This is a genomic window from Micromonospora sp. LZ37, assembly GCF_059359015.1.
On sequence record NZ_JCADBL010000002.1, the window covers coordinates 1 to 18,203 of the forward strand.

16 protein-coding genes are annotated in these 18,203 nt (G+C 71.1%); 8 read left to right on the top strand and 8 right to left on the bottom strand.

Going from position 1 to position 18,203, the window contains the following annotated elements:
* Positions 1-1,829: non-ribosomal peptide synthetase (locus tag AC5L3Z_RS04130; protein ID WP_494839614.1), on the top strand; the 1,829-nt coding region annotated here is incomplete at its 5' end.
* Positions 1,830-1,978: 149 nt separating this feature from the next.
* On the opposite strand, the gene AC5L3Z_RS04135 is transcribed toward AC5L3Z_RS04130, so the two are convergent.
* Positions 1,979-2,227: an acyl carrier protein gene (locus AC5L3Z_RS04135; protein ID WP_494839615.1), complete on the bottom strand. Its 249-nt coding sequence runs from the start codon at positions 2,225-2,227 to the stop codon at positions 1,979-1,981.
* Positions 2,224-4,044 (bottom strand): HAD-IIIC family phosphatase, encoded by a 1,821-nt coding sequence (locus AC5L3Z_RS04140; RefSeq protein WP_494839617.1) that lies wholly within the window; start codon positions 4,042-4,044, stop codon positions 2,224-2,226. Before AC5L3Z_RS04140 ends, AC5L3Z_RS04135 begins: the two co-directional genes overlap by 4 nt.
* A 179-nt stretch (positions 4,045-4,223) precedes the next feature.
* Between AC5L3Z_RS04140 and AC5L3Z_RS04145 the strand changes: the two genes are divergently transcribed.
* From AC5L3Z_RS04145 to AC5L3Z_RS04160, 4 genes are all read left to right on the top strand, one after another.
* Positions 4,224-4,976: a TylF/MycF/NovP-related O-methyltransferase gene (locus AC5L3Z_RS04145; RefSeq protein ID WP_494839619.1), complete on the top strand. Its 753-nt coding sequence runs from the start codon at positions 4,224-4,226 to the stop codon at positions 4,974-4,976.
* Positions 4,977-5,115: 139 nt separating this feature from the next.
* Positions 5,116-6,297, top strand: a complete 1,182-nt coding sequence (locus AC5L3Z_RS04150) for an acyl-CoA dehydrogenase family protein (RefSeq protein ID WP_494840599.1) — start codon at positions 5,116-5,118, stop codon at positions 6,295-6,297.
* A gap of 24 nt (positions 6,298-6,321) precedes the next feature.
* Positions 6,322-7,053 carry a 3-oxoacyl-ACP reductase FabG gene (gene fabG / locus AC5L3Z_RS04155; protein ID WP_494839621.1) on the top strand — a complete coding sequence of 244 codons (732 nt, stop codon included), beginning with the start codon at positions 6,322-6,324 and terminating at the stop codon, positions 7,051-7,053.
* Positions 7,054-7,098: 45 nt separating this feature from the next.
* Positions 7,099-9,021 (top strand): 3-oxoacyl-[acyl-carrier-protein] synthase III C-terminal domain-containing protein, encoded by a 1,923-nt coding sequence (locus AC5L3Z_RS04160; RefSeq protein ID WP_494839623.1) that lies wholly within the window; start codon positions 7,099-7,101, stop codon positions 9,019-9,021.
* An 82-nt stretch (positions 9,022-9,103) separates the two neighbouring features.
* Here AC5L3Z_RS04160 and AC5L3Z_RS04165 read toward each other — a convergent pair whose 3' ends face one another.
* The 3 genes from AC5L3Z_RS04165 to AC5L3Z_RS04175 all read right to left on the bottom strand — a co-directional run bounded on the left by AC5L3Z_RS04165 (position 9,104) and on the right by AC5L3Z_RS04175 (position 12,131).
* Positions 9,104-9,358: a DinB family protein gene (locus tag AC5L3Z_RS04165; RefSeq protein ID WP_494839624.1), complete on the bottom strand. Its 255-nt coding sequence runs from the start codon at positions 9,356-9,358 to the stop codon at positions 9,104-9,106.
* A 459-nt stretch (positions 9,359-9,817) separates the two neighbouring features.
* Positions 9,818-10,858 (bottom strand): ketoacyl-ACP synthase III family protein, encoded by a 1,041-nt coding sequence (locus AC5L3Z_RS04170; protein WP_494839625.1) that lies wholly within the window; start codon positions 10,856-10,858, stop codon positions 9,818-9,820.
* Between the two features lie 43 nt (positions 10,859-10,901).
* The gene (locus AC5L3Z_RS04175; RefSeq protein WP_494839626.1) at positions 10,902-12,131 is read right to left on the bottom strand and encodes a ketoacyl-ACP synthase III family protein; all 1,230 of its coding nucleotides are present in this window, start codon (positions 12,129-12,131) and stop codon (positions 10,902-10,904) included.
* Positions 12,132-12,148: 17 nt separating this feature from the next.
* Here AC5L3Z_RS04175 and AC5L3Z_RS04180 point away from each other — a divergent pair, with 17 nt between their 5' ends.
* Positions 12,149-12,913 carry a thioesterase II family protein gene (locus AC5L3Z_RS04180; protein WP_494839628.1) on the top strand — a complete coding sequence of 255 codons (765 nt, stop codon included), beginning with the start codon at positions 12,149-12,151 and terminating at the stop codon, positions 12,911-12,913.
* A gap of 75 nt (positions 12,914-12,988) precedes the next feature.
* Here the strand turns inward: AC5L3Z_RS04180 and AC5L3Z_RS04185 are convergent, their stop codons facing one another.
* The gene (locus tag AC5L3Z_RS04185) at positions 12,989-13,555 is read right to left on the bottom strand and encodes a dihydrofolate reductase family protein (protein WP_494839629.1); all 567 of its coding nucleotides are present in this window, start codon (positions 13,553-13,555) and stop codon (positions 12,989-12,991) included.
* A 454-nt stretch (positions 13,556-14,009) separates the two neighbouring features.
* Here AC5L3Z_RS04185 and AC5L3Z_RS04190 point away from each other — a divergent pair, with 454 nt between their 5' ends.
* Positions 14,010-14,900: an SRPBCC family protein gene (locus AC5L3Z_RS04190; protein ID WP_494839631.1), complete on the top strand. Its 891-nt coding sequence runs from the start codon at positions 14,010-14,012 to the stop codon at positions 14,898-14,900.
* Positions 14,901-14,972: 72 nt separating this feature from the next.
* Here AC5L3Z_RS04190 and AC5L3Z_RS04195 read toward each other — a convergent pair whose 3' ends face one another.
* Both AC5L3Z_RS04195 and AC5L3Z_RS04200 read right to left on the bottom strand, forming a co-directional pair.
* The gene (locus tag AC5L3Z_RS04195; protein WP_494839632.1) at positions 14,973-15,635 is read right to left on the bottom strand and encodes a glutamate racemase; all 663 of its coding nucleotides are present in this window, start codon (positions 15,633-15,635) and stop codon (positions 14,973-14,975) included.
* Between the two features lie 39 nt (positions 15,636-15,674).
* On the bottom strand, positions 15,675-16,898 hold the full coding sequence (locus tag AC5L3Z_RS04200; protein WP_494839634.1) for a pyridoxal phosphate-dependent aminotransferase: 1,224 nt from the start codon (positions 16,896-16,898) through the stop codon (positions 15,675-15,677).
* Positions 16,899-17,113: 215 nt separating this feature from the next.
* On the opposite strand from AC5L3Z_RS04200, the gene AC5L3Z_RS04205 reads away from it, so the two are divergent.
* Positions 17,114-18,199 carry a beta-ketoacyl-ACP synthase 3 gene (locus tag AC5L3Z_RS04205; protein ID WP_494839636.1) on the top strand — a complete coding sequence of 362 codons (1,086 nt, stop codon included), beginning with the start codon at positions 17,114-17,116 and terminating at the stop codon, positions 18,197-18,199.
* The last annotated feature ends 4 nt before the right edge of the window (positions 18,200-18,203 follow it).

Below are 18,203 nucleotides of genomic sequence, written 5' to 3' on the forward strand. Positions count from 1 at the left end.
TCAGCGACCTGGACCTGCTGACCCCCGCAGAGCGGGACCTGGTCACGCACCGGTGGAACGACACCGACCACGACGTACTGACCCTGCCCCTGCCCGGGCTGTTCGCCGCCCAGGTAGCCCGCACCCCTCACGCCACCGCCGTCACCTACGCCGACCAGTCCCTCACCTACACCGAACTCGACGCCCGATCCAACCAACTCGCCCGACACCTCATCACCCTCGGCGCCGCCCCCGAACGCCTCGTCGCCGTCGCCCTCCCCCGCTCCATCGACATGATCACCGCCGTCCTCGCCGTCCTGAAAACCGGCGCCGCGTACCTCCCCATCGACCCCACCTACCCCAGCGACCGCATCACCTACATGCTCACCGACGCCACCCCCGTCACCACCATCACCAACCACCACACCGCCACCAACCTCCCCCACCACGACCACCAAGTCCTCCTCGACGACCCCCACGTGACGGCCGCGATCGCGCGGCACAGCACCGCCACGGTCCAGGACGCGGAACGACTCGCCCCGCTGCGCCTCGCCCACCCCGCCTACACCATCTACACCTCCGGATCCACCGGACGACCCAAGGGCGTCGTGGTCACTCATGAGGGCCTGGGGAACCTGGGTGCGTTCCTGGCGGACATGCTGGGCGTCGGGCCCGAGTCGCGCATGGCGCAGCTCATCTCGCTCAGCTTCGACATGTGCCTGTGCGAGATTCTGACGGCGTTGACGGCCGGCGCGACCCTCGTCCTACCCGAGCCGGGCCCCCTGGCCGGCGAAATCCTCGCCGACGTCCTGCGCGAGCTGCGGGTGACCCACGCGGTCGCCTCACCCAGCGCCCTCGCCGGCGCACGGCCAGAGCAGCTGCCGGAACTCGAGTGCCTGATCGTCGGCGGCGAGGCCTGCCCGCCGGAGCTCGCCGCAGCATGGGCGAAGAACCGACGCATGTTCAACGGGTACGGGCCGACCGAGGCGACCGTGTGCACGACCGTGAGCGGGCCGCTGTCCGGCACGGGCGCCCCATCGATCGGCGGCCCCAACTGGAACGAGAGGGTCTACGTCCTAAACGACCGGCTGGATGTGGTGCCGCCCGGGGTCGTCGGCGAGCTGTACCTGGCCGGCACCGGCCTCGCCCGCGGCTACCTGCACCAGGCCGGCCTGACCGCGCAGCGGTTCGTCGCCTGCCCGTTCGAGTCCGGTGAGCGGATGTACCGCACCGGCGACCTCGCCCGCTGGCGGCCCAACGGGGAGCTGGAGTACCTCGGCCGCATCGACGACCAGGTCAAGATCCGCGGGTTCCGCATCGAGCTCGGCGAGATCGAAGCCGTGCTCGCCGCACAACCAGGCGTCGACCGCGCCGTCGTCATCGTCCGCGAAGACCGACCCGGCGACCGCCGCCTCGTCGGCTACATCATCCCGACTCCCGGCGACCCAGCCGACCCGGCCCAGCTCCGCGCGGCCGCCGCCGAGGCCCTCCCCGACTACATGGTCCCGGCGGCCATCGTCACCATCGAGGCACTCCCACTGTCGGTCAACGGCAAGCTCGACCGCCGGGCCCTCCCCGCACCCGAGTACGCGTCGGCGCCCGCCCGGGAACCGTCCACCCCGACCGAACACGCACTCTGCGAACTGTTCGCCGACGTCCTCGGCGTCGACCAGGTCGGCGTCGACGACAACTTCTTCGACCTCGGCGGACACTCGCTGCTCGCTGCCGTGATGGTCACCCGGATGGAGGGCCAGCTCGGTATCAAGATCAGCTTGCAGGAGTTCATGGCCAACCCGTCCGTCAGCGCGGTCGCCGGCCACTCATCGCCCACGGCGGCCGAGCAGTCCTGACCTGAAGAAGGCCCCGCCTCCCCCTGACCGACCAGGGGGAGGCGGGGCCTTGCGCCGCATGCGCCCTCCAACGACAACGGGGTGGTGGTACGCCCGGGTTCACGGCGTCCCACCACCCCTGTTTGCGCCCGGCCCTCGACGGGCCGGCGTCACGCCGCTTCCGCGGCCTTCACCGCCGCCTCGGCCGCGTCGACCAGCGCACCGAACGTGGTGCGGCTAGTCAGCACGTCCTCGGGAAGCCGGATCCCAAGCGCCTGTTCGATCTCGAAGACGAGCTGCACGTGCACCAGGGATCCCCACGACTCGACGTCTGCCGGCGTCGTATCGGCTCCCCAGATCGGCGGCTCCCCGACGACCCGGGTGAACGCCTCCGTGATCACTGTGATGACCGTACTCACCGTTGTACCGTCCTTTCGTCGGATCCCGCGCCGGCGATGTGCCGGGTCGCGAGCTTGTCCAGGGCGGTGAGCGGCAGGCTGTAGCGCTGCTCGCCGTCCACCACGCCCTGCGGGGCGAATCCGAGTTGCAGGTACAGGTCGGCGACCAGCGCGTTGCGGTTGGTGGCCCGGTACCCGCCGACGAGCGTCGTGCAGCCGGCCTCGGCGGCCGCCCGGCCCAGTTCTTGCAGGAGCAGCCGTTCAGCGGTACGGCCGATCACGCGGCAGCTCAGCAGCAACGTGTCGACCACCGCCTGGTCACCGCGCAGTTCGGCGAAGCCGACGCCGACGATCCCATGGTCTGCGAGCCGGTCCCGCAGCGACAGCCACCGGCAGACCCAGCGCGGGTCGGCGGCCAGCGCCGCGACCTCCTGCGCCGTCCGCCGCCGGGTGGTGAGGTTGAACTGGTTGGTCTTCTGCAGCAGTTGCGCAACCCTCGGCAGCACCGTCTCGTCGACGGGCCGCACGACGGCCTCCATGCCCAGGTCTTCAAGGAAGTCCTCGAGCGACCCCGCCTGCTCTCGCAGTTCCGCCGCGGCGCGCAGACCGGCGTACGAGGCGTTGCGCTGCCGGTCCGCTGCGGTGAGCCGCCCTGGTGCGAGGGTGGGCCGGCCCGCGAGGGCGGCGACGTAGTCGGATGGGTTCACCGGCAGTTCGACCACGTCGATCTGGGGCAGCGCCCGCCGGACCTCGAGACGCTCGGCGGGGTTGTCGTCGGCGAACGTCAGACTCTCCAGGCCTAGCGACAAGCGGGCGGCCACCTCGCGCAGCTGTTCGGACTTGGGCCGCCAGTCGGCCACCACGGCCGCCAGGTGCTCGGGTCGCAGGCGCATCCCCGGCACCTCGGCGATGGCCCGGCGCGCGAGGTCCGCGTCGTTCTTGGTCGCCACGGCGAGCGCGACCCCCCGCCGGTGCAGTGCCAGCAGGTGCTCCTGGAACGCCGCGAACGCCTCGCCCCGCGGCGAGGCGTTCAGGGCCACGCCGTCAATGCCCTCCTCACCGACGATGCCGTCCCAGAGCGTGTTGTCCAGGTCGACGACGACGCACCGGCGGCTGAGCCCCTGATCGGCCGCGAGGGCCGCTGCGGTGGCGCGGGCCAGGGCGGGCAGGGCGGCGAGCGACACGGCCTGCCGGGCGGCGTACCAGTACCGGTCGTCGCGCCAGTGCCGCAGGCCGTGCTCGGCCGCGAGCCGATCAGTGTCCACGATCACAACGTCGTCACCGGCCCGTAGCCGGGCATTGACCTGCCCGACGACCGACGACGGGCTCTGCGGAAAGCGGAGCGCGGCGGTGCCGTAAGGGTCGTCGGCCGGCGGTGTGAACAGGAGCTGGCACACCCCGATCCCGGCGGCCCGGGCCGCGTCCCACAGCCGGGTCCAGCGCTGAACGGCGCCGGCGATCACCTCGTCCGGTGCCCGCCGGGCGAGCTCGCCGAGGGCGAGGTCATCGGTGCTGGGCACAAGCAGCACGTAGTCAGGGGGGTCGCACCGGGTCGCGGAGCCGGCGTCGAACAGCTCCTGCTCGATCTGACCGTACGGCGCCTGCGTCACCTCCAGACCGAGCCCCACGGCCAGCCCGGCGGCCGGCAGCAGCCTGGCCAGCAGGTCGCTGGTCGACGTCGCCAGCACCCGCACACGCACGGTGCGACGGATGAACGGCCGACCGGCCTCGGGGTTGCGGGCGAGCTCGACGGCCGCGCGCTGCCAGAGCGCGGGCTCAACTGTGGACCGGAGGGCGGCGACCAGCTCGGACACGTCCGGTGACCCGTCATGGCTCATGTCCCGCTCTTTCCGGCTCGAGGTACAGGATGTCGGATTCATGCTCCCGGCCACGATCCCGGCCCACACCTCCGAGGCTGCGGACCCCGACAGTCCGCTGTGACCTGCTCAGCGCCGACCCGATCTGGGTCGCAAGCAGGGAGAGGAGTACGGCGGCCCCGGCGAAATAGCATCCGCCCATGACAGCCGCCAGCCTGTATCTCGATCTGCTGAAGAAGGTCCTCACGGGCACTCTCGCCAGCGAGGAGCCCGACATCGACGATCCGCGCTTCCTGCCTGGCTTCATCCAGCACTACATCACCGGCGACGCATACACGATGGTGCCACGCGTGCGTCTCGACAACGTCGAAGCGTGCATCGCCGAGGTGCTCGAGCAGAGGATCCCGGGCGACTTCATCGAGACCGGCGTCTGGCGCGGCGGTACCACCATTTTCATGCGCGGCATACTCAAGGCCTTCGGCGTCACTGATAGACGAGTGTGGGTCGCCGACTCGTTCCAGGGCCTGCCGGAACCGGACGCCGGGCGGTTCCCCGCCGAGGCGGTCGCGCACGCCAGCGACACCATGACCCGCACCTACAAGCACTTTGCGGTCTCCCGCGCCGATGTGGAGGCGAACTTCCGGGCCTTCGGGCTGCTCGACGAGCAGGTGCGGTTCCTTGAGGGCTGGTTCGAGGACACGCTGCCCGCCGCTCCCATCGAGCGCCTCGCCGTCATCCGCCTCGACGGCGACTACTACCAGTCGACCATGGACGCGCTCACCAGCCTGTACGACAAGCTGTCCCCCGGCGGCTACGTGGTGGTCGACGACTACGGCGAGGACCTGTGGACGTACTGCCGCCAGGCGGTCGACGACTTCCGCCGGGAACGCGGCCTGACCGGCGAGCTAACCCGCGTCGACTCCAAGTGCTACTACTGGCGGCGCCCGCGCTGAGCCGCGGCCAGCAAGCGGGCAATCCAGAGGATGTGCCCAGCTCACGGGCGATGGAAGTATCCCCCATGGCACCGTACCCACCCCGGGCAGGACGGCCATCAGCTTCCGCATCCATCGACAAGAGGAGATCTCTGTGACGATCACTGAGGTATCGCGGCCCGCCGACCCGGTTCAGGACGTGGCGAAACTGGTGCCACTGCTGAAGTCGCATGCGGCGTGGGCCGACGAGCACCGCCGCCTGCACCCAGCGACCGTCGAGGCGCTCGCCGACGCCGGCGCGTTCCGGCTGCGGCTACCCGCCCGCTACGGCGGTCTCGAGCCCAGCACCCGCACGGTCACCGACACCATCGCCGAGATCGCGAAAGGCGACGGCTCCGCCGCCTGGGTCACCGGCGTCAACGCCATCACCACCTGGATGGCGAGCCTGCTGCCGGACGAGGTCCAGGACGAGATCTTCGCCGAGCCCGGCACCCGTCTCTGCGGCACGCTGAGCCCCACCGGCATGTGCATGCCCGTCGACGGCGGCGTCATCCTCACCGGCAAGTGGGGCTTCATCAGCGGCGCCCACCACAGCCAGTGGCAGATCATCGTCGCCGTGGCGCCGGCACCGGGGTCCAGCGCCGAATTCTGGCCGGTCATGACCGCCGTACCGCTGCGCGACCTGCAGATCGTCGACGACTGGCACACCACCGGCCTGCGCGGTAGCGGCAGCGTCAGCACCGTCGCCAACCAGGTCTTCGTCCCGGCCCAGCGGATCCTGCCGTTGCCGCTGGTCCTGGCCGAGCAGTACGCCTCAGCGACCAACGCGGCCTCGCCGGTCTACCGCACGCCGCTGCTGCCGACCGCGTCGGCGCTGTCGGTCGGCACGGCGATCGGGCTGGCCAGCGCCGCCCGGGATGAGTTCTTCGAGCGGCTGCCCGGCCGGAAGATCACGTACACCTCGTACGAGTACCAGCACGAGGCGCCGGTCACCCACCTCAAGGTCAGCGAGGCGGCGATGCTCGTCGACGAGGCCACCGCGCACGCGCACCAGCTCGCCGACACCCTGGACGCCAAGGCCGCCGACGGCAGCCCGTGGACGCCCGGCGACCGGGCACTGGCCCGGGCCCGCATGGGCCGCGCCGTCGAACTGTCCAGGAACGCCGCCGACATCCTGAGCCTGGCCAGCGGCGGGTCGTCGGTCTACACCGATGTGCCCATCGGCCGCATCGCCAACGACCTGCACGCCATCAACCTGCACGCGCTCATGAACCCGGCCACCAACGCCGAGCTGCACGGCCGCGTCCTCTGCGGCATGCCGCCCAACACGCTCTACATCTGACCGGAGGTGAGCACCATGGCGGACATGAGCGGGCAGGTCGCGCTGGTGACCGGCGGGACCCGCGGCCTGGGCCTGGCGATCAGCAAGCGGTTGATGGCCCGCGGGATCACGGTCGCGGCGGGCTACTCGACAAACGCCGAGGCAGCCAAGCGGTTCCTCGACGACCATGCCGAGCACGACGTCACGGTGCACCAGGGCGACATCGGCTCGGCCGAGGACTGCGCCCGGATCGGCGGCGAGGTCCTGGAGCAGCACGGCCGCCTGGACATCCTGGTCAACAACGCCGCCATGACGCTGGACAAGACCATGCGGAACATGACCCCGGCCGAGTGGGACCAGGTCGTCCGGGTCAACCTGTCCGGCGCGTTCTACCTGACCCGCACCGTGCTGCCGCAAATGCTCGAGCGGCGGTACGGACGGATCGTGAACATCTCCTCGATCATCGGCGAGACGGGCGCGTTCGGCCAAACCAACTACGCCGCCGCCAAGTCCGGGCTGTTCGGGCTGACCATGAGCCTCGCCCTGGAGGTCGCCCGCAAGAACATCACGGTCAACACGGTGACCCCCGGGCTCATCATGACCGACATGACCGCGGCCGTCCCGGCCCTGGCGATGGAGAAGATCCTCGCCAAGATCCCGGTCGGCCGGCCCGCCGAACCCGACGAGGTCGCACGGGTGGTGGAGTTCCTGGCCGACCCAGAGTCGGCCTACATCACCGGCCAGGTCTACGCCGTCAACGGCGGCATGCACATGTAGCGGGCCGGCCGTCAACCCGTCACCGCAGACAGGCGAGGGAACCGCATGAAACCATTCGTGATAAACCGGCACGGCCGACTGGTCTTCCCGGCCAACTTCCACGTTGATCTGGACTTCTCTCTCCTGGACACGCTAGAGCGCTACACCGCGGTGATCGCACGGGACCTGGCGGCGAAGGCTCCGACCGGCACCGAGCTGCTGGCCCGGATCGCCTCGGACGCCTATCCAGGGCGGTTCGAACTGCTGCGCGACCTGGGCCAGCATCTCCTGTGGCTGAACCGCTACTCGATCACCATGTTCGACAAGCGCCCGACCCGCTGGCGGGACCTGCCTAAACGGCGCGGTGACGTCTTCCTGCCGTTGGTGACCCCGTGGCCGGGCCGGGAACGCAAGGTCGACGCGGTCGAGCGCGCGTACCACCGGCTGCCGGCCGGCCCGGACGCCGAGGCCGAGGACCGGCTGTTCGCGCTGCTGTTCGGCGTGTTCCGCACCAAGCTGCACAACGGTGCCGACCTGCCGGCGATCAAGCCGACGGTCGCCGAGTTCCTCAAGCAGCCGGACGCGCTGACGTTCGTCATCCACGGCTACGATCCGGACTTCCCCGTGTTCCGCGACGAGGACATCCTCGACGCGCACGAGGAGGTGCCGGAGCTGGAGTCGCTGATGCGGTGGGCGATGGTGCTGCACAACCAGTACCCGTGGGACCGCGCCGGCGTCGAGCTGCGCGGCCCGGACGAGATCGGCGACGATGACTACGTGGTCGCCCTGCACCCGCGCAACCGGGACGTGACAGCGTTCATCGACCGGGTCCGGCGCGGCGGCATCGGCGGTCGCGGTACCCCCGCAGCGGCCGCCCCGGCACCCGTCGCGGCGCGGCCCCCCGCCGGGGTGGTCGAGCCGGTCGCGCCCTACCAGCCGGTCCGGGTGCGGCGGGACTGCCCCGTCCAGCCCGTCCTGGAGTCCCTGGCGGTCGTGCGCGGCGAGCACGTCATCGGCAACGCCGACATCATCCGCAACGCGAGCCTGTCCTGGTCGCCGATGAGCGCCGACGAGATCGCCGCGAAGACCGGGATCCAGCAGCGCCGCTACAGCAGCCGGTCGCCGGAGGATCTGGCGCTGCAGGCGGCGCTGGCCGCGGTGGCGAAGTCCGGCCGCCGGCCCGAGGAGATTGGCGCGGTCCTCGTGAGCACGAGCTCGAGCAGCCGGCTGGTCCCGCCGATGGCGTGTTGGCTCTCCGGCGAGCTGGGCCTGCTGCAGACGCATGCGTCGGTCGACTCGATCGCCGCCTGCGCCGGGATGCCGTACGGGCTCGCCGAGGCCGTACGGCAACTGCAGGAGGTCCGGCGGCCTGTTCTGCTGGTGTGCGTGGAGAAGTTCTCCGACAAGATCGGCAGCGTTCGGACCTCACGGATGATCTTCGGCGACGCCGCCGCCGCGATGGTCGTCGCCCCGGCCGCGGCTGGCGCCGCCGGCGACGTCGACGTCGTGCAGACGTACGCCAGCGGCCCGCACCACGAGGTCAACTCGATCATCTGGCCCAACCCGGAGTTCGACGGCGACCTCACCATGTACGGCCCGGACGTCAAGTCGCTCGTGCGCCGCTACCTGGTGCAGATGCTCGCGGAACTGCGCGCGGAGCCCGACCCGAACGCTCCGGGGCGCTCACTGCTGGACGGCGTCGGGCTCGTCGTGCCCCACCAGGCGAACAAGGCGATGTTCCTCGGGCTGGCCGGCGAGGCCGGGCTGGCTACCGACAACCTGTACTTCAACATCGAGACGATGGGCAACGTGTCCTCGGCGAGCATCCCGATCGCGATCCACGACGCGATCCGCGAAGGCGTCATCACCCGCCCGACCCGGATCTTCGCGCCGGCGTTCGGGGCCGGTGCGGTCGGTGGCTATGCGGTCCTGCGCGTCGACCCGGCAATCGTCGCCGACGAGGTCGTGCTGGACGTCCTGCCGCACTGACGGCGCGTCCGCGCCACCGTACAACGCGAAACGGCGCACCCCACGGGTGCGTCGTTTCGTCGTGTCGTGACCTGCGTGCGGCTCAGCCGGCCCGCCAGGACGGGTCGCGCCCGCTCAGTCCGATGACCCGATCCAGGAACGGGGCGCCGGCTGGTACCGCCACCACCGGCCCGAAGATCGCCGAGCGGGCAGCGGCCTGGTCCGGCTTGGCCATCGCGGTCAGGAACTGCAAGACGGCGCCGAGCTCGTCGTCCGCGGGCGCATACGGCCGGCCGGACGACACGGCGATGTCCCAGCCCTGCACCGTCAGCTCGGTCAGGCCGATCAGCCCGGTCACCTCACCGGCAGGTCCACGCCGCCGACCTGGGTCATGCCGGCCCACGCCGCCGGGTCGCGCCAGGCCGTGGCCAGCGCCTCCAGACGGGCCGGCATCGTGGTGCGCCAGTCCGGCTCGAGCCGGGACGCGTCGGGCCGGGGCGCCTGGGCCGTGATGTCGCCGATGTCCTTGGCCGCCGCGGCCGCGAACCCGATGCCGATGCCGCCGACGTAGTCGACGAGGTCGCCGAGCCGGTACGCACTGCAGGGCGTCGGGGCCGTGAGCTAGTCGTCGCCGATGCCGGCGAGCAGGCCGGCCATCCGGCCGGTGGCAGGCGTGAGATCGGGCTGCGCCATCGGCACTTCTCCTGGTCAGTTGCATGTCACCCTGGCACAGCGCTCGGCGGGCTCGCCACCGACGCACTGGAGCGGGCCGGGCCCGCGGGCCGGCACACGGACCCGGCCCGGGACCTGGAGGAACTCAGCCGACCGGGCGCCAGTCCGGGACCTCGACGCACTCCACGAGCGCGGCCGACCAAAAGAAGCCGGACCCGATGCCGACCAGCATGACCCGTTCACCGACCGAGAGCTGCCGCTGCTCGATCATCCACGCCAGGCCGTTGAACGGGTCGGCGGCGCCCACGTGGCCGGTGGTGCGGCCCAGGTCCCATGCCGTCTGTGCGACGTCGATGCCGAGCGACTTCACCAGGTCGACGAGCATGCTGAGGCCGAAGTTGGGGAACACGAACCGGCTCACGTCGTCCATCGTCAACCCGGCCTCGTCCAGCAGCTCGTGCACCACCTCGACGTGGCCCCGGCCGAGCCGGGACGCCACCTCGCGGACGTCGCCCTTCTGCCGCAGGTAAGACGCTTTCCGCGCGTGCAAGTCGACCCCGCCCAGCGCCGCGGTGCTGAACAGCGTGAATTCGCTGTTGCCCCGGTACATCGGCTCCAGCGTGGTGTCCGCCACGGAGCTGGCCGCGACCAGCCGGGCGAACCCGTGACCCCGCGCCAGAACCAGTGCGGCCGCACCGTCGCCGAAGATGAAGCGCGGGCCCTCGCTGTGCCAGCGGTCCAGCCCGGGCAGCGCGAACCGGTCGGCGGTCGTCACCATCGCGGCGCGGCGGGACGGATCCGCGGTCAGATGGTTCGCCGCCAGCTGCAGGGCGGACACCGCCCCGGCGCTTTGCTGGTTGAGGTCGAGCGCCTGGGCCTTGCGGTTCTCCTGCCCCAGCAGCTCCCGGTGCAGGTACGAGGAAGCCGTCCAGAGGTCCAGGCCCTGGAACCAGGTGTACGCATGCAGCAGCTGCGTGACGTCACCCGGGTCGACGCCCGAACGGTCCAGTGCGAGCCGCCCGGCCCGGACCGCCATCGCGGCCACGGTCTCGTCGTCGCCGGCCACGGTCGCGGACTCCCAGGCGTACTCGTCTTGGACGCCCGGCGCGTAGCGGTGGTGCCCGATGGGCTCCCGTTCCGGCAGCCAGCTGGCCACGCCAGCCACGTAGATGTCGTTGTATCGCACTGCGTCTCCCGGTGATCTGCGCTGCTGCATCCGACATTGACACTCAGGTGGCCGGGGACCAGTCCGGAACCTCGACGCACTCCACGAGCGCGCTCGCCCAGTTGAACCCGGACCCGATGCCGACGAGCACCACACGGTCGCCGACCGCGAGCTCGCCCTGCTCGATGAGCCACATCAGGCCGTTGATCGGGTCTGCGGCGCCGACGTGACCGGTGGTACGGCCGAACTCCCACGCGGTCTGTGACACGTCGATGCCCAGCGGCTGCACCAGGTCAACGAGCATGCTCAGCCCGACGTTGGGGAAGATGAACCGGCGCACGTCGCCGAGCGTCAGCCCGGCCTCCTCGAGCAGGCCGTGCACCGCGTCCGCGTGCCCGCGGTTCAGCCGGAAGATCACCTCGTCGAGCTCCATCACGTCACGGAAGGCCTCCGAGCGCGCGTGCGCGTCGAACGGACCGAGCGGCGCGAGGCTGAAGAGCGTGAACTCGCTGTCGGACCGGTACATCGGTTCCAAGGCGGTGTCCGCGACCGATCTGACCGCGACGAGCCGGGCGAAACCGCGGGACCGCGACAGCACCACGGCCGCCGCACCGTCGCCGAGGATGAACTCCGGACCCTCGGCGTACCAGCGGTCCAGGCCCGGGAGCGCGAACCGGTCGGCCGTGGTGACCATCGCCGCGCTGCGGGACGGATCGGCGATCAGGTGGTCCGCGGCGACCTGCAGCGCCGACACGCCGCCCGGGCACTGCTGGTTGAGATCGAGCGCCTGCGCGATGCGATTTTCCCCCAGCAGCGCATGGTGAACGTACGATGCGGCCGTCCACAGGTCCAAGCCCTGGAACCACGTGTGCGCGTGGATCAGCAGGGACACTTCGGCCGGGTCGACGCCTGAACGGTTCAGCGCCAGCTGCCCGGCCCGGACCGCCATCCCGACCACGGTCTCGTCGTCGCCGGCCACGGTCGCGGACTCCCAGGCGTACTCGTCCTGCTGCCCGGGCTCGTAGCGGCCCTGTCCGATCGGCTCCCGCGCCGGGAGCCAGCTGGCCACTCCGGCCAGGTAGATGTCGTTGACCAGCACTGCGGATCTCCCCGGTCGTCGCCGCCACTTGCTCAGCACACTGACATCCGGCGCGCTGCCCCCGCATCTCACCAATTGCTCGCCGTCAATGGCGGCCAGCATCACCCGGCGGCCGAAGTGCGCACGCAGCAAGCAGATCCGGCACGGTGTGGTGGCTACGGTGGGCGGGCGGCTCGCGGGCCGCGAGCCGAGCACCGGATGAGGAGTGGGCCATGGACGAGCCGGATCGCTGGTTGCGGCGGTGGTGGGAGCGGACGGAGGCCGCGCAGGTCACGTTGGTGTGCCTGCCGCACGCCGGCGGCGCGGCCTCGTCGTTCGTGCGCCTGGCGCGAGGGCTGCCGACGGCGATCGACACCGTCGCCGTGCAGTACCCGGGCCGGCAGGACCGGCACGCGGAGCCGGCGATGCCGTCCGTCGCCGGGCTGGCCGACCGGATCGCCGAGGTGCTGGTGGCGCGGCCGTCGCCGCTGCCCACGGTGCTGCTCGGGCACAGCATGGGTGCCGTCGTCGCCTACGAGGTGGCGCTGCGGCTGGCCGAGCGCGGCGCCGAACCGGCCGGGCTGATCGCCTCGGCCGCCCGCGCGCCGGTCCTCATGCGGCGCAACCGGACCGATCCCGCCGACGACCACGAGCTGCTGGAGGAGATGCGACAGCTCAGCGGCACGGAGGCCATGGTCTTCGAGGACGAAAAGCTGCTGGAGTTGGTACTGCCGCCACTGCGCAACGACATGACCGCCATCGGGACCTACGTGGCGTCGACCGCCACCGTGAACTGCCCGATCGGCGTCTTCGTCGGTGACCGCGACCCGGTGGTGACGGTGGAGGAGGCCACGCGCTGGTCGGAGGTGACCACCGGCGGTTCGACGCTGCAGGTGTTCCCCGGCGGCCACTTCTACCTGACGGAGCGGGGCTCGACCGCCATCGGTGCGATCGCGCGGCGCGTGCTGTCGTTCGTCGCGGCGTCCAGCCCGCGATGAGACGCCGCAACGGCCCGCCGTGACGTGGGTTCGTCCGTCACGGCGAGCCGTTGCGATGTCACGCGGCGGGTGCGATCAGCCGGCCTGCTCGTCGGCCCGGCCGGCCGGTGCGTACACCAGCTCCAGCACGCCGGAGGGGAACGCCGTGCTCTGCAGCAGCCGCAGGTTCAGCGGACGGCCCCGGTCGGTGAACAGCGCCGCCCCGGTGCCGGCGGCCGCGGGGAGTACCCACAGCCGGTACTCGTCGACCAGGTCCAGCTCGATCAGTGACCGCACGAACGCGGTGCCGCCGTGGGCGAGGATCTCACCGCCGGACTCGGCCTTGAGCTTCTCGATCTCCTCCGCAGTGTCACCGCCGGCGATGCGCGTCTCCGGCCAGTCGTCGGCGGTGGTCAGGGTCCGGGAGAACACGACCTTAGGGATGTCGTTCATCGGGTCGGCCGATGGGTGCTCGGCGCCGGGCCAGAACTGGGCCATGCCCTCGTAGGTGTTGCGGCCCATGATGTGGGTGCCGGCCTGTCGCAGGCGGTTGACGAAGTGTTTCTCCTGTTCCGGGTCGTCAATGCTCATCATGACGTCACGGAGTCCGTTCTCCGCGTCACAGCTGTAGCCGTCGAGCGACACGTAAAACTGCAGGACCACTCGCCGCATACGGTGCCCTCCATCCATTGCCGCCTACGCCCGGGACGGTCCCGACGCGCGGTCTGGTGCCATTGTGGGTACTCGCGCAGTTTCCCCATGGCTTTCTACCAAGGACGGCGACGGTTATCCAGTGTCCGGCGGTATTGCCGGCCGGGAGTCCTTCGCCGCGGATCGCAGCGATCCTCCCGGCGGGGCAGGGCGCTGCGCATCCGCGGCGGCATGAATTTCTCGAGAATGCCTCGGGTCACCCGTTGCTTTGTGGCGCACCGCTCGTTGGGCTTGGACCACTGTCCACCCCGCGCCCAGGCGACGGACAGTGACATTTGACAAAAGCAATTCGCTAGTTCAGGGTGATCCCTTGTGAATACCGAGACCTTCCGTCTCCGGAGCGCCTCGACCAGTCAGAGACGCTGCTCGCACCGCAGCGCAACGAGATCATGCGGCAGGTAGGGCAATGAGCACGTTGAGAAAGCGCATCCGCATCACCGCGCCGCCCCGAGCGGTACACCAGGCGCTGACCGACCGCGCCGCGCTGCAAGTCTGGCTCGCCGAGCACGCCGAGGTGAAGCTGCCCGACCTCTACCAGTTCTGGGGTCGCTTTACCCCGTCCGGCGAGGCGCCGCGCCAGCGGCTGCGCCACGTCGATGACAGCTCGCTGCGCTTCGACTGGGACCTCGACGGCGTGACTACCACCGTCGATATCCGGCTGACGGCCGAGACCGGGCCGGCGCCGGAGGGGGCGGCGACCCTGCTGACGCTCACCCAGACCGGCATCCCCGGCTGGCCCGAGGTGCTGACGGAGCCGGGCGACCGCAGCCTGATGCACACCTACTGGGCTCTCGCCCTGGCCAACCTGGCCGACTACACCGAGGGGCGGGACCCCGTCGTGCGCTGCGACTTCACCAGTGCCGAGTTGCGGGGCGAGGTGCTGATCGATGCCGACCGGCTCGCGGTCTACGAGTCGCTGACCGAGCCGGAGCAGTTCTCCCAGTGGGCCGGCGTGAAGGTCGACGTGGAGCTGCACGAGGGCGGCCGCTGGGCGATGGGCGGGTTCGACGCGAACCCCAACCCGGCGCGCATCACCGCGCTCCGGCCGGGACGTTCCATGTCGGTCGACTGGCACGACATGGTCCAGTCGTGGGAGCTGTCTGACTCGGGCGGACGCACCCGGCTGACGTTCGTCCAGAGCGGGTTCGACCAGGCCGCGCCGCCGTTCGACGGCTGGCTCGGCTGGCTCGGCGGCCTGGTGGAGCTGCGCCGCTTCCACGAGCTCAAGCAGTGGCGCCCCATGTGGGTCGAGCAGCACCTCGAGGGCATCCCGGACGGGTTGTTCACGAACACCTGACGGTCACACGGCCCGCGCCGCAGGGCGCCGGATCGGTTCCGGCACCCTGCGGCGCACCGTGGATGCGGATCGCTAGCGCGCCGCGGCCCGCACGGCGGTCACGGTCCGGTCCAGCAACTCTGTCCCGACGTCGATGACGGGCAGGTCGCAGCCGGCGACGACGAGCTGCTTGATGGCGGTGAAGTGCGTACAGGCGAGCACGACGGCCTCCAGGCCCAGCCGCTCGGCTTGGCGCAGCGTGACCGGCAGGTGTGAGGCCGCGAACGCCGCCTCCGGGTCACCGCTCTCGATGCCCCGGACCAGCGCCGGGTCCGAGACCCCGAGCATCCGGTGGCCCGGGTTGACGCGCCGCGCGGTGCGCTCGACCCCCAGTAGCGCGTGGGCGTTGCCGGTCAGAACCAGCGACGAGCCCAGCCGGGGCAGTAGCTCCCGGTACACAGTCAGCGGCGAGACCACCGGGATCGCGGTGTCGTCGTGGCCCACGACTGAGGACAGCGAGTTGCAGAAGACCATCGCGAGGCCGACCCGCTGTCCGCGCAGCAGGTCGAGCAGGTCGTGGAACGACGCCTCGAGCCCGCGAGGATCGCGGTCCTGCAGGCCGTCCTGCTCGTCGGGCGAACTGGCCATGGCGTACGGCAGCGCCGCCACGCCCTCGGCCCGCAACAGGTCGGCGCCGAGCCCGGAGTCGTAGGGCGTGCCGGCGATGACGGCCACCTCGCAGCGCTCGTCAGCCATTGCAGTCACATCCTTTGCTTGTCGGCGGACCCGTCCGGGCTACGGCAGCCTCGCCAGCCGGTCGGCGGCGTCGGCCAGCACCGCGTCCGGCAGTGCGAAGCTCGCCCGGACGTACGGACGATCGGGCGGGTTCAGGTAAAAGGTCTCGCCCGGTACCGTGGCGATGCCGCCGCCCCGCAGAAGCAGCTCGGCCGCTTCCACGCCGCTCGCCGCGCCCAACCGTGAGCAGTCGACCAGCACAAACCAGGAGCCCTCCGGTTCATTGGGGGCCAGGCCCGCGGCCCGGAAGCCGTCGACCAGCAGGCGCCGCTTGGCGGCGTACCGGCCGCGCAGCGCGCTGTAGTACTCCTCGCCCACCGTCAACGCCTGCGCGCCGATCTCCTGCAGCGGGGTGGGCGCGCATCCGACGAGCGCGTCGGCGGCGACCTTGACCGGGCCGATCAGCGGTTCGGGGCCGCAGACGTAGCCCAGCCGCCACCCCGGCAGGCTGAACGTCGGCGACAGCGCCGATATCGTCAGCGTCCGGTTGCCGAGCCCTCCCACGGTCGCCGGGGCGACGTGCGCAGCGGCGCCGAAGGCGATATCGGCAAACACCTCGTCGGTAATGACCACGAGGTCGTGCTCGTCGGCGACAGCGGACACAATTCGCAGTTCGGCCTCGGTGTACCGCCGGCCGCTCGGGTTGCCCGGGGTGCACAGGATCATCGCCCGCGTCCGGCCGGTGACGGCCGCGCGCAGCGACTCCGCAGTGATCTCGAAGCGCGGCCCGGTGAGCCGGACCGGCTCGGGGCGCAGATCGAGCGTCTCGAGCGCGGTGCGGTGCCGGTTGTCGAACGGTTCGAGCAGCAGGACACCTTCTCCCGTGTTCAGCATGGCCATGAGCGCCGCGATCAGCGCACCCGTCGCACCGACCGTGGTGACGACCCCGGTCGCCGGGTCGACGCTGAGGTTGCTGTGCCGCTGCAGCTTGTCGGCGACGGCCGCGCGGAAGACCGGCAGGCCCTCGGCGGGGCTGTAGGAGTGGCCGAGCTCGCCGAAGCGGCGCGCACCCTCGGCCAGCACCGCCGCGGGCGGGGGCACCTGGCCGCGCCCCTGCCGGAGATCGACGACACCGACGCCGGTCCGGGCGTTCGGGCCTGGTGTACTCGTGGCCTTGGCCATGGTCAGTCTCCGATCCGGGCAGCCCGCGCGCCGGTCGATGCGGTCACGACCGGCGCCGGCCGCGCTGAGCTCCACGATCCGATTGCCGCGAGTCGATGTCATCTCCGACGATGCCGCGCGGTCGCCGCAACGCACGTTTCAAGACGCCACCGTTCTGACCGGCGCGCATGCTGAGCCGATGAGCCATCCGGGCGTCGCCGCCGCGCTCTGCGCATACCCGATGTGTGCGCATGCAGAAAGGCGAACTCCGCCGATCCGGCGAGTGAGAATTCGATATCGGGACCGAGCGCGCGCACCGAGATTCTTGATTTCGGCCGGTGGCGGCACGCCAAGCACGATCTGAACCGAAAGGTGCGGCGAGGCTTCACATGACACGAGAATCGCGGCCGAAGACGCGCGGCGCCGCCGCCGTCATCTGCGGAATAGGATATTGGCTACCACCACTCGTCGTGACCAATGCGGAGCTGTGCACCCGGCTCGACACCTCCGAGGAGTGGATCACGAGCCGTACGGGCATCTCGACGCGGCGGAGGGTGACGCCGGACATCACCACGGCGGACCTGGCGACGGCCGCGACGGAGCGGGCGCTCAAGTCGGCCGGCGGCGGCGACGTCCAGGCCCTGGTCCTCGCCACGACGACGCCCGATCGACGGTGCCCGGCGACGGCACCCGAGGTCGCGGCCCGGCTCGGTCTCGGCAGCATCGCGGCCTTCGACGTCTCGGCGGTCTGCTCAGGTTTTCTCTACGCGCTGGCCACCGGGGCGGGACTGCTCGCCACCGGCCTCGCGGAGCGGGTCGTGGTGGTCGCCGCCGAGTCCTTCTCCGTCCTGCTCGACCCGCACGACCGCACGACCGTGCCCATTTTCGGCGACGGAGGCGGCGCGGTCGTGCTGCGGCAGGGCTCGCCCGACGAGGCCGGCGCGATCGGCGACATCGTGCTCGGCAGCGACGGCGCGCGCAGCGACATGATCCGGGTTGGCGCCGCCGGCCGGCGCGGCGCACTCGAGAACCGCCCGGGTTCGGGCGCGACGCAGTACTTCCAGATGGCCGGGCGAGAGGTCTTCCGCCACGCGGTGGAGCGGATGAGCGCAGCGGCGACCGCCGCGATGGCGTCCGCCGGGTGGAGCCTCGAGGACGTCGACCGCTTCTACGCCCACCAGGCCAACGCCCGCATCACCTCGGCCCTCGGCCACGAACTGGGCATCCCCGCCAACCGGCTGGCCGGGAACATCCGCGACGTCGGCAACACCGCCGCCGCGTCGTTACCGATTCTTCTGGCGCAGACGGCCGCCAGCGGATTCCTGGTGGCCGGCCACCGGGTCCTGATGTCTGCCTTCGGCGGCGGACTGACCTGGGGAGCGACCACCATGATCTGGCCGGAGATCGAAATCGTCACCGAATAGGCGG

Bases quoted from the DNA above. Each gene is read 5' to 3' on its own strand.
- AC5L3Z_RS04140 (WP_494839617.1), bottom strand. From the start codon at position 4,044: ATGAGCCATGACGGGTCACCGGACGTGTCCGAGCTGGTCGCCGCCCTC.
- AC5L3Z_RS04145 (WP_494839619.1), top strand. From the start codon at position 4,224: ATGACAGCCGCCAGCCTGTATCTCGATCTGCTGAAGAAGGTCCTCACG.
- fabG (WP_494839621.1), top strand. From the start codon at position 6,322: ATGAGCGGGCAGGTCGCGCTGGTGACCGGCGGGACCCGCGGCCTGGGC.
- AC5L3Z_RS04160 (WP_494839623.1), top strand. From the start codon at position 7,099: ATGAAACCATTCGTGATAAACCGGCACGGCCGACTGGTCTTCCCGGCC.
- AC5L3Z_RS04180 (WP_494839628.1), top strand. From the start codon at position 12,149: ATGGACGAGCCGGATCGCTGGTTGCGGCGGTGGTGGGAGCGGACGGAG.
- AC5L3Z_RS04190 (WP_494839631.1), top strand. From the start codon at position 14,010: ATGAGCACGTTGAGAAAGCGCATCCGCATCACCGCGCCGCCCCGAGCG.
- AC5L3Z_RS04195 (WP_494839632.1), bottom strand. From the start codon at position 15,635: ATGGCTGACGAGCGCTGCGAGGTGGCCGTCATCGCCGGCACGCCCTAC.
- AC5L3Z_RS04200 (WP_494839634.1), bottom strand. From the start codon at position 16,898: ATGACATCGACTCGCGGCAATCGGATCGTGGAGCTCAGCGCGGCCGGC.